The organism is Alcaligenes sp. Me129 (genome assembly GCF_050487245.1).
Lineage (GTDB): Bacteria > Pseudomonadota > Gammaproteobacteria > Burkholderiales > Burkholderiaceae_B > Alcaligenes > Alcaligenes phenolicus.
In genome coordinates, this window is record NZ_JBKQGX010000002.1 from 349,927 (window position 1) to 365,306 (window position 15,380).

13 protein-coding genes are annotated in these 15,380 nt (G+C 56.9%); 5 read left to right on the forward strand and 8 right to left on the reverse strand.

The genetic code is table 11. The annotated features are described in order from the left end of the window. Positions 1 to 28 precede the first annotated feature (28 nt). From ACLPGZ_RS03665 to ACLPGZ_RS03675, 3 genes are all read right to left on the reverse strand, one after another. A complete protein-coding gene (locus ACLPGZ_RS03665) occupies positions 29 to 1,921 on the reverse strand; it encodes an alkaline phosphatase D family protein (protein WP_239055472.1) in 1,893 nt (630 codons plus the stop codon). A 123-nt stretch (positions 1,922 to 2,044) separates the two neighbouring features. Then, positions 2,045 to 2,422: a hypothetical protein gene (locus tag ACLPGZ_RS03670; RefSeq protein ID WP_083053752.1), complete on the reverse strand. Its 378-nt coding sequence runs from the start codon at positions 2,420 to 2,422 to the stop codon at positions 2,045 to 2,047. Positions 2,423 to 2,445: 23 nt separating this feature from the next. Next, positions 2,446 to 3,093: a TetR/AcrR family transcriptional regulator C-terminal domain-containing protein gene (locus tag ACLPGZ_RS03675; RefSeq protein WP_239055473.1), complete on the reverse strand. Its 648-nt coding sequence runs from the start codon at positions 3,091 to 3,093 to the stop codon at positions 2,446 to 2,448. Between the two features lie 98 nt (positions 3,094 to 3,191). Between ACLPGZ_RS03675 and ACLPGZ_RS03680 the strand changes: the two genes are divergently transcribed. Genes ACLPGZ_RS03680 through ACLPGZ_RS03690 form a run of 3 tightly spaced genes read left to right on the forward strand, consistent with a single transcriptional unit; the run spans position 3,192 to position 6,289 of the window. After that, entirely contained in the window at positions 3,192 to 4,334 is a 1,143-nt protein-coding gene (locus ACLPGZ_RS03680) for an HlyD family secretion protein (protein ID WP_060185989.1), read from the forward strand. 2 nt (positions 4,335 to 4,336) lie between these two features. Beyond that, positions 4,337 to 5,863 (forward strand): MFS transporter, encoded by a 1,527-nt coding sequence (locus tag ACLPGZ_RS03685; RefSeq protein ID WP_239055474.1) that lies wholly within the window; start codon positions 4,337 to 4,339, stop codon positions 5,861 to 5,863. A 42-nt stretch (positions 5,864 to 5,905) separates the two neighbouring features. Beyond that, positions 5,906 to 6,289 carry a DUF4148 domain-containing protein gene (locus ACLPGZ_RS03690; protein WP_239055475.1) on the forward strand — a complete coding sequence of 128 codons (384 nt, stop codon included), beginning with the start codon at positions 5,906 to 5,908 and terminating at the stop codon, positions 6,287 to 6,289. Between the two features lie 117 nt (positions 6,290 to 6,406). Here ACLPGZ_RS03690 and ACLPGZ_RS03695 read toward each other — a convergent pair whose 3' ends face one another. Continuing rightward, entirely contained in the window at positions 6,407 to 7,621 is a 1,215-nt protein-coding gene (locus tag ACLPGZ_RS03695; RefSeq protein ID WP_115635125.1) for an arabinose transporter, read from the reverse strand. A gap of 85 nt (positions 7,622 to 7,706) precedes the next feature. Here ACLPGZ_RS03695 and ACLPGZ_RS03700 point away from each other — a divergent pair, with 85 nt between their 5' ends. After that, positions 7,707 to 8,348 (forward strand): TetR/AcrR family transcriptional regulator, encoded by a 642-nt coding sequence (locus ACLPGZ_RS03700; protein WP_239055477.1) that lies wholly within the window; start codon positions 7,707 to 7,709, stop codon positions 8,346 to 8,348. A 343-nt stretch (positions 8,349 to 8,691) separates the two neighbouring features. Here the strand turns inward: ACLPGZ_RS03700 and ACLPGZ_RS03705 are convergent, their stop codons facing one another. Genes ACLPGZ_RS03705 through dapD form a run of 4 tightly spaced genes read right to left on the reverse strand, consistent with a single transcriptional unit; the run spans position 8,692 to position 13,488 of the window. After that, positions 8,692 to 10,617: an ABC-F family ATP-binding cassette domain-containing protein gene (locus tag ACLPGZ_RS03705; protein ID WP_239055478.1), complete on the reverse strand. Its 1,926-nt coding sequence runs from the start codon at positions 10,615 to 10,617 to the stop codon at positions 8,692 to 8,694. Then, on the reverse strand, positions 10,614 to 11,537 hold the full coding sequence (gene prmB, locus ACLPGZ_RS03710; protein WP_429640987.1) for a 50S ribosomal protein L3 N(5)-glutamine methyltransferase: 924 nt from the start codon (positions 11,535 to 11,537) through the stop codon (positions 10,614 to 10,616). Before prmB ends, ACLPGZ_RS03705 begins: the two co-directional genes overlap by 4 nt. Further along, complete coding sequence (dapE, locus tag ACLPGZ_RS03715; RefSeq protein ID WP_226349273.1) at positions 11,531 to 12,667, reverse strand: succinyl-diaminopimelate desuccinylase; 1,137 nt, start codon at positions 12,665 to 12,667, stop codon at positions 11,531 to 11,533. Before dapE ends, prmB begins: the two co-directional genes overlap by 7 nt. 2 nt (positions 12,668 to 12,669) lie before the next feature. Then, complete coding sequence (dapD, locus tag ACLPGZ_RS03720; RefSeq protein WP_026482863.1) at positions 12,670 to 13,488, reverse strand: 2,3,4,5-tetrahydropyridine-2,6-dicarboxylate N-succinyltransferase; 819 nt, start codon at positions 13,486 to 13,488, stop codon at positions 12,670 to 12,672. A gap of 869 nt (positions 13,489 to 14,357) precedes the next feature. On the opposite strand from dapD, the gene ACLPGZ_RS03725 reads away from it, so the two are divergent. After that, positions 14,358 to 15,263: a hypothetical protein gene (locus tag ACLPGZ_RS03725; protein ID WP_009455739.1), complete on the forward strand. Its 906-nt coding sequence runs from the start codon at positions 14,358 to 14,360 to the stop codon at positions 15,261 to 15,263. Positions 15,264 to 15,380: the final 117 nt, after the last annotated feature.

A 15,380-nucleotide genomic window follows, 5' to 3' on the forward strand; every position in this document is an offset into this window, starting at 1 on the left:
TACCTGCTGTAGCCAGACGCTAGCCGCCTTACCCTTTCTTCTCCTGATCCGGAGGCAGAAATTCGGTAGGCGGCTTTTTGTTGGCATTGTGATGCAGGATGCGGGCGGGGCGACCTTCCTCATCCAGCCAGATCTGGCCGATTCCGGAACCATTCCATACCCGTTCCCCCTGTTTGCGCTGATCCGGCAGACGCGGGCTGATGCTCAGGTCACGGCGTTGCGTAAACCAGTTCAGAGGGGATCGCGGCGAGTAGAGCCAGCGGTTCAGCCGATCCAGCCAGTTCAATAAAGCTTCCGGAAATTCGTTCTTGATGCCGCTGCTGGTGACTTGCCATATATGTGGAATGTGCCCGCTATGGCGTACCTGTACATCGTAGACAAAGGAATAGTGCACATCGCCGGACAGAATCACGTAGTTTCCGGGTGTGCGTGAGTGCCTGAAGATGTTCAGCATGGTGTTGGCAGCCCCTCTGTGGGCCATCCAGTTCTCGGCGTCCACCGTCAGGGCAAAACCCGCGTACGTGCAAATGCTTTGTATGACTTCGATCAGCTTGACGCCAAACATGGGCGTGGGCGACACAATGATGGCGGCGCGCTCATCCAGCAATTCGTGTTGAAGCTCGGTCAAGGATTCCCAATCCATCAGTCCGGACGGGCGACTGGGCAAACGGCGTTTATGCCAGCGGCGCGTGCGTGTATCCAGCACGATCAGCGTAGGCTGGGTGCGCAGCACATAGTCCCATTGGCGAAACTCCAGCAGTTCCTTGATCAACGCATCTTGAGCTTCATGTTCAAGACGCTGATGCTCATCCGGCTGGCTGGTCCAGGCGGTCACCGTATTCAGCACCGACTCAAACACCTCGGGCCGGTTGCCCCAACCCTGACACAACATATAGGCGATCAGGGCATTGCCTACGATCTGCCGTGAAAAAGGATGGCCATAGGCGACGCTTTCCCATTTGGCGGACAAATTCCAGTCATCGGTGATGTCGTGGTCGTCAAAAATCATCAAGGTTTGCACGTGGGCCAGAAGGCGTGCTGCTTGGGGCAGGTCCTGACGGAAACCTTCCAATGCCAGTGCCTCGCGTTGCCAGCGTTGCTGATGCTTGGGCTCCAATTGGGGAGGCTCAGGCTCTGGAATGATTTGCCATGGGATGGGGGACCAAACCAGCAAATACATGGCCATGACTTCGGCCAGCGTGACCAAGTGATTGTGTGCGTTGGCAGTGGTGAAAATCGGTTTTTCCACACCACCAAAAAAGCGCTCGCGCAGATCCTCGTTGGATTTGAAGGCAGGCAGCAAATCCGCACGTCGGTAGTAGCTGGCGGGGTGCCGGTAAAGCGATTCGCTATCCGAGACGACGGCGCCTTCCAGATATTCCCCATACAAGCCTAGCCGCTCAATCAAGGCATGAATGGCCGCCAGCATGGGACCGGCCACATCGTCGGCGTAAACCTGATCTCCGGACAGCATCAGCAAGGCAGGCCGGGCATGGGCCTGGGTAATGTGCTCGCTCAAGACTGTGTCTGCCTGAGCCAAACCATCGCGTGCGGCGTGATGAGGCTTGCGGCAGGAACCAAACATCAGATTGTCAGCGCGGCTGGCCAGCACAAAGCTGGGCTGGGTTTGACCCTGGTGCAGCAGATGGGGAGCCCAATCAGCAATCCCTTGCTCCGGTCCTCCTTCGATTGAGGCGAGCAAATCGTAGTGAACAAGCGTGTCTTGGGGCAGGGCTGTAGTTAGCGGTACATCCAGAAAGTGGATAAAGGCCTGCTTGCCCAACTGTACGATGCGACAGTGCTCGCTACTGAGCGAAATACGCTGGGGAGCGGCACCCTCTGCTTGCAGGACCAGGTCCAGGGTCAAGGCCGAACTGCCAACCAGCCATAGCACCAGGCGTTGGGGATCGAGGCGACGCAAAAGAGGGCCTGCCAGTACAGGCGGCAGTGTGGGGAGATGTGGGGAGAGACTCAAACGGGTGACAGCCAAAATCAGAAAAGATAATGGACAGTGTAGGGCCTATAAAGTTGCAACTCGTACTGCTTAGCTGTCTGCCACTTCCGGGCTGGCAGCCAGAAAAGCGGTAACTTGCGCGTCCAGATCGTCCTCATGCACTACGCGGACTGGAAAGCCGAATTTTTCGCTCAAAGGGGCGACAAAGGCATTCAAGGAAAAGGCCATCAAGGCATTGCTGACAACTACCAGGCTGGCGGCACAGGACACGCTCAGACGGCTGCGGTTGGCCTTGATCCACTGCGAGAATTCCTCCTTGTCCGTGCCTTCCTCTGCACCAGGCAGCTCGCGGGTCAGCAAGACAAAGCGTTGTCCTTGATCCAGCAAGGCTTCCAGTTCCGCTTTCCAATTGGATGGGGCGCTGTTCGAGATCCAGATACGGGGGAATTCCTGTGTAGCAACGTGCATGTGCGGGTCCTGAGAATGTCTGTTTATGATTTGTTTTGAATGCGCTGCTTTGTACCATCAATCAACAGGTTCAGGCCAGTGATAAAACGGCCCGTAAAGTCATCGGAAAAGATTGCCTCACGTGCCTGCCAGTTGCTGGGGTACTTTTCTTGAGCCAATTCTAAAAAAGCCTGTTTGCGTAAAGACAGGTCCAATGTGCTGCCAGGCCCCAGAGCCTGTTCTTCCATGACAAAACCCAGAATGTAGTAAATCAGGCTAAAGCTGGCCTCGGCAGCAAATTGGTTGTCTGCGCCTGCCTGCATGAAAGCGGACAAAAAGGCTTCGCTGGTGCGCAGCACATTGTCGGTGACTACATAGGTACCCGCAAAGACTCGAGCGCCGTCTCGTCTTTGCAACAGGGCCTGCCGGAACTCCAGACCCAGATGCCGAACTTGTTCATCCCAGGCTTGGTTGCTTGGGCTGTGTCGCGCCATGTTTTCTACCAACGCGTCAGCCATGCCATCAATCAAGGCTTGCTTGGCATTGAAATGCCAATACAGCGAGGGGGCCTGGATATTCAGGGCCTGAGCCAGTTTGCGCAAAGTCAGGCCTTCCAGCCCCTCCTGGTCCAGCAAGTCCAGCGCTGTCTGGATGATGTGTTCACGTTGAATACGGGGCGCTTTTGTTGCCATGTTCTCTCCGATATTTGCAACCTAACGCTGTTAGTGTATCATTCGCTCATAGACTAACGGTGTTAGGTTTTGATTTTTGATTGAGCAGGGATACGGTTATGAGCACCTCAACAACTTCAACGGAACGCAAAGCGCTGGGCCTGCGGCTGGCTCCTTGGCTGGGCTGCCTGGCCATGATTGGGCTGCTGATTCTGGCGACCACGCAGTGGAACGAGTGGACCAGTAGCCGCCGTATACAGAGCACTCAGAATGCTTACGTGAAATCCGACTTTGCGGTGCTCAGTGCCAAGGTTTCGGGCTACGTGAAAGCCTTGCCCTTGGGGGATTATGAGCAGGTCAAGGCGGGGGATCTGATTGCGCAGATTGATCCGGCCGATTACGAGCTGGCCGTGGCGGCAGCGCGGGCGGAACAGTCCAAGGCGCAGGCCCATCTGGACAATCTGGACGGTGAAATTGCACAGCAACAGGCGCGTATTAAAGAGGCGCAAGCCAAGCTGCGCTCCGTGCAGGTGCGCGTGCGGCAATATCGTAATAATCCTTCTCGTCAGGCAAGGCTGGTCAAGGAAGGTGCCTTGTCACGGCAAGGCTATGAAAACGCCCAGGCCGATCTGGATGAGGCAATCAGCCAAGGGGAGGCCGCTACCGCGCAAGTGGAGCTGGCGAAAAACTCCCTGAAGGTTCTGCAGGGGCAGCGTGCGATTCGTACCGCTGATTTGAAATCGGCTGAAGCTGCCTTGGAGTCTGCTCGTCGCAATTTGGGCTATACGCGGATTGTGGCCCCTTTTGACGGGGTCTTGAACAAGCGTCATGTGCAAGTAGGCAGCTTGTTGAACCAGGGCACGCAGATTGTTTCCATCGTCCCCCTGGAGCAGGCCTACGTCATTGCAAACTACAAGGAAACGCAGCTTGCGCATGTGCAGCCTGGGCAGCCGGTGGAGTTGACCGTGGATGGCTTGCCCGGTGGCAGCTGGCGGGGGCGCGTAGTAGAGATTGCACCCATGAGCGGGGCTGAGTCTTCCTTATTGCCTGCCGATAACGCCTCCGGGAATTTCACCAAAGTGGTGCAGCGCATACCGGTGCGTATTGAGTTGGAGCCGGGCCAGGCACAGTTGGAGCGTCTGCGCCCCGGTATGTCGGCACAGGCCAGAATCGACACGGCGGGTTCCCACGTTGCGGCTTATGACATGCCGGGTTTGAAACAGACTCGTCAACTGGCCGTCGTTCGGGCTCAGGAGGGCTGACCATGACGTTCTCCAGGCTGATGGCTAATACGCAAACCGCACGCCCCATCCTGACCGTGATGGCGATCTTCCTGGGCGCGGTCTTGACCACCGTGCAAGGGCGTCTGTTTTCCGCTGCCTTGCCGGACTTGCGCGGCCAGTTTGGCTTGGATGTGCTGGAGGCGGCCTGGTTGGGAACGGCCTTGAATGCGGCGCAGTTGATCTCCATGCCGATTGCGCCGTGGCTGGCAACCGTAATCGGGCCGACCCGGGTACTGCTGGTGCCCAGCCTGCTGTTGGGCTTGGCCGCCTTTTTGATCCCTTTCTTTGCCCATCATTACCCCGTCTTGTTGAGCCTGCACGGACTGGCCGGACTTTGTCTGGGGATTTACCTGCCACTGACGATGTCCCTGGCTTTGCGCAGCTTGCACCCTCGGCTTTGGCTGGCTGTCATGGCAGCGTACAGCTTGCGTGTTTCAACCGGCATGGATGCGGGCTATGGCACGTCCGGTTTTTTACTGGAGGAGTTCAGTTGGCATTGGGTGTATTGGCCCACTGCTTTTGTGGGGCCAGTGATTGCGTTTCTGGCCTGGAAAGCCATGCCGTTGACGCCTATAGATCGCGACCAATTGCAAAACGCCGATTGGGGCGGGATGGCCTTGTTTTGTACGGGTTTGGTGCTGGCCTTTGTCGGGATAGAGTCCGCGGAACGGCTGGGCTGGACTGATTCCGGTCTGGTTGTTTCTGCTCTGCTCGGTGGCGTGGTGCTTGTGGCGGCCGCCATAGGACGTGGCATGCGCAGGCAGAACTCCTTTGCCAGCCTGATGGCTTTGAGCAATCGAAATATCCGTGTGTGCCTGATTATTGCCTGCCTGTTCGGCGTGCTGATGACACCGACGTCTTTGCTGATCCCCAGCTTTCTGACCCAGATGGGGGACTTGAAGCCCCTGCAAGCGGGTGCTGCCACCTGGATTGCGTTTGGGGCTTACCTGGCCTCGACTCCGCTGGCGATCTATCTGGCTCGACGTCTTGAGCCACGCCTGATGATGATTCTCGGCCTAAGCATCATCGCCTTCACCGCCTGGCTGGGAACTCATATTAGCCACGACTGGCGTGTGGAGCAGTTTGTTTCGATCCTGATTTTGCAGTCTGTGGGCGAGAGCACCATGTTGATCGGGTTGATTGCTGCTTTTGTGACCAATCTGAATCCTCAACATGGAGTGGCTTTGGGTGTGTATGTCCCCATTGCTCGTGTCTTTACGCCTGTTGCCGCCGCCACGCTGGTGTCTACCTGGCTGCGCATGGCAGGCGATATCAGCCGCAGCAGTCTGAGTAGCCATCTTGTAGAGGGTGACCCTCTGGTTATGGAGCGGGCTTCGGACGGCGTGGCCGCCTTGGCTCGCGTTCTGGCTCGTGAATCACAGGTCGCTGCACAGATCAGCGCCTACAACCTGGTGTTTTGGTGCAGCTTGCTGGCCTTGTGTCTGGCCGTGCTGCTGCGTTCTTCACCCCCCAATCCCATTGCGCCTCCCTTTGCTCGACCTGTTTAGGTCCTGGCGGAGAGGCGGTTTTTTTAATCAAGGAGATTCATTATGAAATTAGGTTTATGGACAGTGGCTTGCACGGCTTTGATCGCTTCAAGCGCTGCTTGGGCGGCTGACGGAACTGCACAGGTGCAGGGTCAGAGCTACAGCAAAAGTCGCGCCCAGGTTGTGCAGGAACTGGAGCAAGCTCGGGAACAGGGGCTGATCAGCGTGGCTGCGCATGGTTACCCCAAAGTTCCACAAGGCCCGGCTAAAACGCGCGCTCAGGTGGTTCAGGAGTTGCAAGAGGCCCAACAAGCCGGTTTGCTGGATTTTGCAGACGATGAATATCCAGTCCTGCCTGCGGGCAGTGTTCATAAGACGCGTCAGCAGGTTGTGCAGGAGCTGGAACAAGCCAGAAAACAGGGCCGCCTTTTGTATGTAGCCCCATAAGGCTGTCTTGAGCTGCCTTTGCGGTATTTTGTTTAAGGTTTAAAAAGGGACTGAGACTGCCTAACGGCAAGCTCAGTCCCTTTTGCTTTTATGAAATTGCTTTTGCGGGAACGGGTTTCAAACCTGGGCTATAGGATGACGCATCAAACGCAGCGCCACCAGTACAGACAAGCTAACGACCACTGCACTGAACAGATAAATCGCTTCCAGCCCCCAGGTTCCTGCGACTGCGCCCAGGGCAGGGCCGGTGATGCCCAAAGAAATGTCCAGAAAGGCGACATAGGCGCCCATGGCGACACCTCGGCTTTCGGGTGGTGCGCGGCGTACGGCCTCGACACCAAAACCAGGAAAGGCCAGGGAATAGCCCCATCCGGTCAAGGCTGCTCCCAGGTACGCAATCGCAGGGCTGTGGGCACCCCAGATCAGCAAGAGACCCACTGCTTCCACCAGCACGCACAGCAAAGCGACGCGTGCCCCGCCCAGCTTGTCAGGCAGATGACCAAAGAACATGCGCGCAGCAATGAAGGCAAGCCCAAAGGCAGTGAATGCCAGCGAAGCATTGCCCCAGTTGCGATCAGCAAAGAGCAGGGCAATAAAGGCGGTCAGACTGCCAAAACCGACACTGCACAGCAACAAGCCCATACCGGCGCCCCAGACCAATCCCAGGACTTGGTAGAAAGGGGTGCGACGCAGCGCAGTGGGGGCGGTGGCGCGGGTCTTAAGCAGCATCACCAGGGAAATCAAAGGCAACAGCGTGACGGCGACGGCGATACCGTTAAAACCGTACTCCTGGTTCACCACAACACCCAGAGGGGCGCCGACGGCGTAGGCGCCGTACATGGCCACACCCACCCAGGCCATGACTTTGCCTGCATTTTGCGGGCCAACCAGGCCGATGCCCCAGCTCAAGGCACCCGTCACAATCAGGCTTTCACCGCAGCCCAGCAAGATACGGCCAATCACCAGCACCCAGACCGATAGGGTTGGTGTGCTGACAAAGCTCAACGAAGCCAGATAGGCCAGGCCGGACAAGCACATCACCATCAAGCCCAGCATGACGGCGTGCTTGGAGCCTTGTGTATCAGCCAGATTCCCGGCCCAGGCACGGGAGAGCAAAGCGGCTGCGAATTGAACACCGATAACCAGGCCCACGACCAGCGTACTCATCGCCAGCGCATTGTGTACATGCAAGGGCAGTACGGGCAGGGGCAGCCCGATACTTAGAAAACTGACGAACACGGCCAGCGTGATAGGGAGTAGCGTTAGAAAAACATGGGCGGCAGGTGGCGACTGCGCCTTCGAGGTGGCTTGCGCCGAATTGGGTACAGACATGAAACACTCCAAACATGAGTAATTGCTCGATATTTGAGATAATATGAATAATTGCTCACATCGAAAACTCGCATTCGGAGTCCTTATGCAAACGCTCCCTCAAGCCCGTCGTATCCCGCGTCAAAGCCGTTCCCGGGCTTTGGTGGAGGCGATTTTGGAGGCAACGGCTCGCGTTTTGTCCGAGCGTGGCTATGCTGGCACCAATACCAATGTGGTCGCGGAGGTGGCTGGAGTCAGCGTGGGCTCGGTGTATCAGTACTTCCCGAATAAGGACTCACTGATTGCCGCCTTGCATGAACGCCATGCTTTGCAAATGAACCAGGCTATGGAAAGCAGTCTGGCCGATACGCAGTCCCTGGGGTTGCGGGGGCGTTTGAGTGATCTGGTCAAAGCCTGGTTGGCCGCGCATCGGGTGGACCCGGAATTGCATCGGGTACTGGAAAAGGATTTTCCTTTCTTTGATGCGCCAGCCAGCGAGAGCCAGGCTGATCAAAGTATTCGTGACCGCATTCGTCAACTGCTGGAAGAGCACCGTAGCGAGGTTGCCCCGCAGGATCTGGATTTAGCCACCTGGGTAGTAATGCAAAGTCTGGAGTCCCTGATTCATGGTGCGATCATTCCGCCCGGTGTGCCGTATCCACCGGAGCAGGTGGAAGAGGCCATTGTGGACTTGCTGTGTGGATATTTGGGCTGTGCGGGCTGTGGGAATAGGGGTGAAGGGAGCTGAGTTGTCGAGCCGGTCCTCGAGTGAGTTTTGGCTCACATGAGTTTGTTGTTGTTGTTGTTGTTGTTGTTGTTGTTGTTGTTGTTTGCTGGCCGGACTCACCTTGGCTAAACGTATGTGCTGAATGGCATACAGCAAAACGAAGAACGAGATGACATAGCCAAGTTTACGAGTGTATAGATCCTCTGCTCATAGTCCTGGCTCAGATACCCAGGAGTCAGCAAACTCGTAAGGCTTCGATGTGCGTTTTACAGACCATCAAGAGCTTCCAACAAAAAGGCGCCAATCTTTGTAGATATGGCGCCTTCTTTTTCAGGAGTTTACGAGCAGAACGGAGTCGATAGGCCTAGACCTGTCGCCCAATCTCTTCCATCGCTTCCTGAATTTCCAACCATTCTTCTTCCAGCGTTTGATGCGTCTTGGTGAGCTCACCATGTTCGGTCATCAAGGCGGGGCGTTGGTCCTTGTAGCTGTCGGAGTAAAAGTCGGGGTCCTGCATCAAGGTATCCAGTTCCTGCAAACGCAGCTGAGCTTTCTCCATGGCTGACTCCACTTTCTTCAAGCGGCTTTCCAGTGGCTTGCGTTGTTGGGCCTGCCGTTGACGCAGTTCGGCTTCCTGACGGCGTTGCGTCTTGCGGTCTGTGCCTTCGCCACCTGTATCGGCACGGGCTTCCTGGCGAGCTTCCGAGCGCGATTGCGCGCTGCGGGCCAGCAGCCAGTCGCGGTAGTCTTCCAGATCGCCATCAAACTCCTGAACCTGGCCATCGGCCACAATCCAGAAAGAATCAACGGTAGAACGCAACAAATGGCGATCGTGCGATACCAGCAGCACGCTGCCACCGTAATCAGCCAAGGCTGTCGCCAGGGCCTCACGGGTATCCACGTCCAAGTGGTTGGTTGGCTCGTCCAGCAGAAGCAGATTGGGTTTTTGCCAGACAATCAGGGACAGAGCCAGACGCGCCTTTTCACCCCCGGAGAAGGGGGCGGTCAGGCTGGTGACCATATCACCGCTGAAACCGAAGGAGCCCAGGTAATTACGCAGTTCCTGCTCGCGGACATCCGGAGCTAGACGCGCCAGATGTTGCAGGGGAGTGGAGTCCGGGTCAATGGAGTCCAACTGGTGCTGGGCAAAGTAGCCGATCACCAGACCTTTGGATTCCAGGCGTTCGCCTTTGATAGGTTCCAGCTTGCCAGCCAGGGTTTTGACCAGTGTGGATTTACCCGCACCGTTCATCCCCAAAATACCCACACGGGCACCGCCGCGCACCATCAGACGGACCTGGCTCAAAATGGCTTTGTCCTGACCGGGGTAACCCAGATCGGCTTGATCCAATGTCAGCAAGGGGTCGGGTGTGTATTCGGGCGAGGGCAGGCGAATGGAAACGCTTGAGTCGTCGCGCAAGAGCGTCACGGTCTGCATGCGGGCCAAAGCCTTGACGCGGCTTTGTGCCTGCTTGGCTTTGGTGGCCTGGGCCTTGAAGCGATCAATAAAGCTTTGCAGGCGCGCGGCTTCACGGGTTTGACGCTCGTAGGCGATCTGGCTTTGTTGTACGCGCTCGGCACGCTGCACCAGAAAGTCGTTGTAGCCGCCTTTGTAGCGAACCAGCTTGCCTTGATCCACGTGCAGAATCGAACGGGCCACGGCATCCAGAAACTCGGTGTCGTGCGAAATCAGCAGGACCGTGCCGGGATAGGAACCCAACCAGCGTTCCAGCCAGAGCATGGCGTCCAAGTCCAGGTGGTTGGTGGGTTCGTCCAGCAAGAGCAGGTCAGAAGGTGCCATCAGGGCGCGGGCCAGGGACAGGCGCATTTGCCAGCCACCGGAGAACTCGCGCACAGGCAGCATCCACTGATCGGGGCGGAAACCCAGACCGGCCAGCAGTTGCTCGGCACGCGAGGGGGCGGACCAGGCATCGGCTTCGATCAGGGCGTTTTCCAGTTCGGCAATGGCTTGGCCATCGCTGTCGGGCGTATTGGCACGTTTTTCCTGCAAGGCACGCAAGCGCTCGTCGCCATCGATAACAAATTCGCGGGCAGGGCGGTCACGGTCTGGAATGGTTTGGCGCACACTGGCCACTTCCCAGACTTCGGGGATGCTCAGGTCACCCCCGTCCAGATCCAGCTCGCCTTGCAGCAAGGCAAACAGCGAGGATTTACCCGCACCGTTCTTGCCCACAATGCCCAGGCGCTCGCCCGGGTTGACGATGAAATCAGTATTGTCCAGCAGGACTTTGACGCCGCGACGCAGCGTAATTCCAGTTGCGCGTATCACAGAGCCAGTTGCTCCCGGCTTAACAAGAGAATCTGGTCTTCAGCGGTTGCCGTGCTCAGCCAGATCGGCTCCAGCTCCGGGAAAGCGGCGATGAAATTGTCGTACTCATTGCCGATTTCCAATACCAGCACACCTTCGGGTGCCAGGAAGTTGGGGGCAGCTTCCAGAATGCGACGCACCAGATCCATACCATCGTCGCCGCCAGCCAGGGCCAGTTGTGGCTCGTGCTGGTATTCCTTGGGCAGGTTTTGCATGGACTGCTCATTCACATACGGTGGGTTGCAAATGATCAGGTCGTAAGCGCTTGGCGGCAATTGATCCAGCAGATCGCTCTTGTACAAGCTCATGCGATCGTTCAGCTCGAAGGCATCGATGTTTGACTGGGCCACTTCCAGCGCGGCGTCGGACAGATCCACGGCATCGACCTGGGCTTGCGGGAAGGCCAGTGCCGTCAAAATAGCCAAACAGCCCGAGCCAGTGCACAAATCCAGGGCGTTGTAGATGGCATCGGGGTCCGCAATCCAGGGTTGCAATTGCTCTGCCAGCAATTCAGCAATGGGAGAGCGCGGCACGATGGTGTCAGCGGTGACGCGGAAGCGATGGCCTTGCAGCCAGGCTTCGCCAGTCAGGTAGGCGGCGGGCACGCGCTCGTTGCAGCGTCGCGCGACCAGGGCCAGATAGGCAGCGCGCTCGGACTCCAGCACGGTGGCATCCAGATACGGGTCCAGCGTGTCCAGGGGCAAATGCAGGGTGTGCAGCAGCAGATAGGCGGCCTCGTCCCAGGCATTGTCACTGCCGTGGCCAAAGGCCAGCTGACAGCGGTTGAACTGGCTGACAGACCAGCGCAACAAGTCGCGCACGGTGCGCAGTTCCTGCTGGGCTTCCAGCAGGGAGGAATGGTCGATGCAAGGGCTTAACAAAGCAGGGATTCCAATGTACGGCGATAAATGTTTTTAAGAGGCTCAAGATCAGCCACAGCAACGTGTTCATTGATTTGATGGATGCTGGCGTTGAGCGGGCCAAATTCGACCACTTGAGGGCAGATTTTAGCGATAAAGCGGCCATCTGAGGTGCCGCCTGTCGTGGACAGATCGGTTTCCACGCCGGTTTCGGTTTCAATGGCCTTGGCAAGAGCCTGGCTTAGCGGTCCGGCCTCTGTCAGGAAGGGCTCGCCACCCAGTGTCCATTCCAGTTGGAAGTCCACACGATGACGGCGCAGGATGGACTCCACTTCGGCTTGCAGACCGGCGGGTGTCTGCTCGGTGGAGAAGCGGAAGTTGAAATGCACATCCAACTGACCGGGGATCACATTACCCGCGCCAGTGCCGGCATGAATATTGGAAATCTGAAAGCTGGTGGGCGGGAAATCGATATTGCCGGCGTCCCACATGCGGTCTGTCAGTTCGTGCAGCGCAGGGGCGAATACATGCAGCGGGTTGATGGCCAATTGCGGGTACGCCACATGGCCTTGGCGACCCTTTACGATCAAGTGGCCGGACAGGGAGCCGCGACGGCCATTTTTAATGGTGTCACCTAATTGGCGCGAGCAGGTAGGTTCGCCCACGATGCAGTAGTCCAGTTGTTCGCCACGTTCTTTCAGGACACGGCACACATGCACGGTGCCGTCGGTTGCGGGGCCTTCTTCATCCGACGTCAGCAGCAGGGCAATCGAGCCCTTGTGTTCAGGATGGGCCTGGGTAAATTCCTCAACTGCGTGGATGAAGGCCGCAATCGAGGCTTTCATATCCGCCGCACCACGGCCATACAGCTGACCGTCGCGCACGGTGGGCTCAAACGGGGGCGAGTCCCAGGCCGCTTCCGGCCCGGTAGGAACCACGTCTGTGTGACCGGCAAAAACAAACAAGGGCGCCTGGGTGCCACGGCGGGCCCACAGATTGGACACCGGGCCGCTGGGCAGATGTTCCAGGCTAAAGCCCGCTTGCTCCAGCCTTGCGCCCAGCCATTGCTGGCAGTGGGCGTCCTCAGGGGTGACCGAGGGGCGGGCAATCAGGGCTTTGAGGGTGTCTAGTACAGAATTGTCAGTGCTCATGTTCAGGCGCGAAGTAAATCATTAATACTGGTCTTGGCGCGGGTACGGGCATCCACACGCTTGACGATGATGGCGCAGGCCAGGCTGTACAGCCCATCGGCCGAAGGCAGGGAACCAGGGACCACTACCGAACCGGCAGGGACACGGCCCTGGTAAATCTTGCCTGTTTCGCGCTCGTAAATTTTGGTGCTTTGCGACAGGAAGACGCCCATGGCCAGCACCGAGTTCTCTTCTACGATGACCCCTTCCACCACTTCGGAACGGGCACCGATGAAACAGTTGTCCTCAATGATAGTGGGGTTGGCCTGCAGAGGCTCCAATACCCCGCCAATACCGACGCCACCCGACAGGTGAACATGCTTGCCGATCTGGGCGCAGGAACCAACGGTGGCCCAGGTATCCACCATGGTGCCTTCACCGACATAAGCGCCGATGTTCACAAACGAGGGCATCAGCACGACATCGGGGGCTACATAGGCGCCTTGGCGTACCACAGCACCGGGAACGGCGCGAAAGCCTGCCTGGGCAAACGCAGCCTGGTCGTGCTGCTCGAATTTCAGAGGCACCTTGTCATAGAAGGGAGCGGGCTCGCTGGCCATGACGCGGTTTTCGTTGATCCTGAAGGACAGAAGAATCGCTTTCTTGACCCAGTCGTTGACCTGCCACTGTCCGTCGATTTTTTCCGCCACACGCAGGGAACCGTAATCCAGCTTTTCGATCACGGTATGGATGGCCGTGCGCAGTTCAATGCTGTGTTCTTGGGGGGAGAGGGAAGCTCGCTGTTCCCACGCCGATTCGATCAGACTTTGGAGGTCGCTCATAGGCTAGGCTCTGTGAATGCAGGCCGTCTTTGGCAGTATCGGGATACAGAAGGCGCATGATGCGCGGTTTACCACCGCAGCGGCCGAGCTTGAATGGAGGCAACAGGATAACCGAGTCTGCCCCTTCCATGCACGGTTTTGTGGCTTTCTTTGTCGCTTTTGAGGACAGATGCGTGTGGGATGCAGTCTGTCAGCAAGGTCAGGAAGGTGGTGTGTTGGCCAAGTGAACTTCATGTGCAGATGTGAATGCGGAGGTCTGCAATTTCTGTATTGGGTTTTTTCTGTTTACTTTATTTCTGACGTTGTTTTTCTTTTTTCTTGTGGTTCGATAATTATTTTTCTACTTACCCTTGTTTTTCTTACCGCAGCTATTTTGTTTATTTATTATTGCTGCTGCTCAATTCAATCAGCTACGTAATCAAGTATTTCAAGATAATAAAAAATAAGCATGTATTGCCATACAAGCTTTGTGTGAAATTCTTGGGCGAGGCCTGGTTTGCGGGTGTGTGGTGCCTGATCGTATAGCCTGCTTTTTTCTCGCTTGTCTCTGTAGGGCTTATGTAAAAAAGGTTTAACCCTTTTTCGTCCAGGGTCATGAGTCTATCCATGTTGAGAATGAGGTGGCCTGCAGTCATGCGCTTTGATTCGGTTTCTCTTTTTACATTTTATAAAATTTATCGATTTTTTATCTGCCTAGAATGATCGTGAAGTGTTTTTTGCTGCATTCAGTTCTTGTTTTTCATTCAAACGGAGGGCTTATGCGATCGATCCTTTTATGGCTTCTGGGAGTTCCTATCCCTATCATCATTTTGCTGGCTCTGTTTTGGCACTAAGGTGCGTGCGATCACAATCTGAAATAAGGAATCATCATGGCTACAACGCAATTTGGTTCGGATGCAGGTTTGGGGACGCAAGCCGTGGCGGAGTCTTCGCACTCCGCTGTGTCTTGGGGCGCTGTCATCGGGGGCGCGGTTATTGCCGCTGCCATGACGGTGACCTTGCTGGTAGGTGGGACCGGCCTGGGTTTCATGGCGATTTCCCCGTGGAGTAATGACGGGGCCTCAGGCACCACGATGGCTATCGGGACGATTATCTGGCTTTTTGTCACGCAGATCATTGCCTACGGTATTGCGGGCTATGTCACTGGACGTCTGCGTACCAATTGGACAGGTGTTCACGGTGACGAAGTTCATTTCCGCGATACGGCGCATGGTTTTCTGGTCTGGGCCGTGAGTGCGGTTGTCAGCGTCTTCTTGCTGGGCTCGGGTGTCGCCTCGCTGGTCTCGGGTACGGCTCAGGCGGGGGCGAATCTGGCCGGGGCTGGAGTGGGAGCGGCATCGGCCATCGTAGGCCAGGCAGGCAAGGATCAGGCGCAAGGCCCTGGTTTGGGCTATTTCACCGACACCTTGTTACGTCCGGCAGATCCTGCCAATGCACCTGCTCAGACTGGCAACCCGGAACGTGAGGTCAGCCGGATTCTGGCTCGCAGCCTCAAAGAAGGGGAGGTGTCCCAGCAGGATCAGGATTACTTGCTGCGTTTGGTGGCCAACCGTACCGGCTTGACGCCCGAGCAAGCCAAGGAGCGCCTGGACTCCGTGCAAAAGCAAGCCAAGGAAACAGCCGACAAGCTGGAGCAGCAAGCTCGTGAAGCGGCCGATACTGCTCGCAAGGCTGCCGCTGCTTTCGCGCTGTGGGCATTTGCGTCCTTGCTGGTAGGTGCCTTCGTGGCCAGTCTGGCTGCAACGATTGGTGGACGGGCGCGTATCACGCGTTAAGCCCCAGTCATGATGCCAGGCCGCTTATAAGTTGAGGCGGGCAGTGCAGGCCCCTGGATGTCAGAGCTCCGGGGGCCTTTTTGTTTCTGCTTCCATCAAGTTGCTGTCTGGTCAGTT

What these genes read in the sequence shown, in the direction of transcription:
- ACLPGZ_RS03670 (WP_083053752.1), bottom strand. Translation starts at nt 2,422, where the DNA reads ATGCACGTTGCTACACAGGAATTCCCCCGTATCTGGATCTCGAACAGC.
- ACLPGZ_RS03675 (WP_239055473.1), bottom strand. Translation starts at nt 3,093, where the DNA reads ATGGCAACAAAAGCGCCCCGTATTCAACGTGAACACATCATCCAGACA.
- ACLPGZ_RS03680 (WP_060185989.1), top strand. Translation starts at nt 3,192, where the DNA reads ATGAGCACCTCAACAACTTCAACGGAACGCAAAGCGCTGGGCCTGCGG.
- ACLPGZ_RS03685 (WP_239055474.1), top strand. Translation starts at nt 4,337, where the DNA reads ATGACGTTCTCCAGGCTGATGGCTAATACGCAAACCGCACGCCCCATC.
- ACLPGZ_RS03690 (WP_239055475.1), top strand. Translation starts at nt 5,906, where the DNA reads ATGAAATTAGGTTTATGGACAGTGGCTTGCACGGCTTTGATCGCTTCA.
- ACLPGZ_RS03695 (WP_115635125.1), bottom strand. Translation starts at nt 7,621, where the DNA reads ATGTCTGTACCCAATTCGGCGCAAGCCACCTCGAAGGCGCAGTCGCCA.
- ACLPGZ_RS03700 (WP_239055477.1), top strand. Translation starts at nt 7,707, where the DNA reads ATGCAAACGCTCCCTCAAGCCCGTCGTATCCCGCGTCAAAGCCGTTCC.
- dapE (WP_226349273.1), bottom strand. Translation starts at nt 12,667, where the DNA reads ATGAGCACTGACAATTCTGTACTAGACACCCTCAAAGCCCTGATTGCC.
- dapD (WP_026482863.1), bottom strand. Translation starts at nt 13,488, where the DNA reads ATGAGCGACCTCCAAAGTCTGATCGAATCGGCGTGGGAACAGCGAGCT.
- ACLPGZ_RS03725 (WP_009455739.1), top strand. Translation starts at nt 14,358, where the DNA reads ATGGCTACAACGCAATTTGGTTCGGATGCAGGTTTGGGGACGCAAGCC.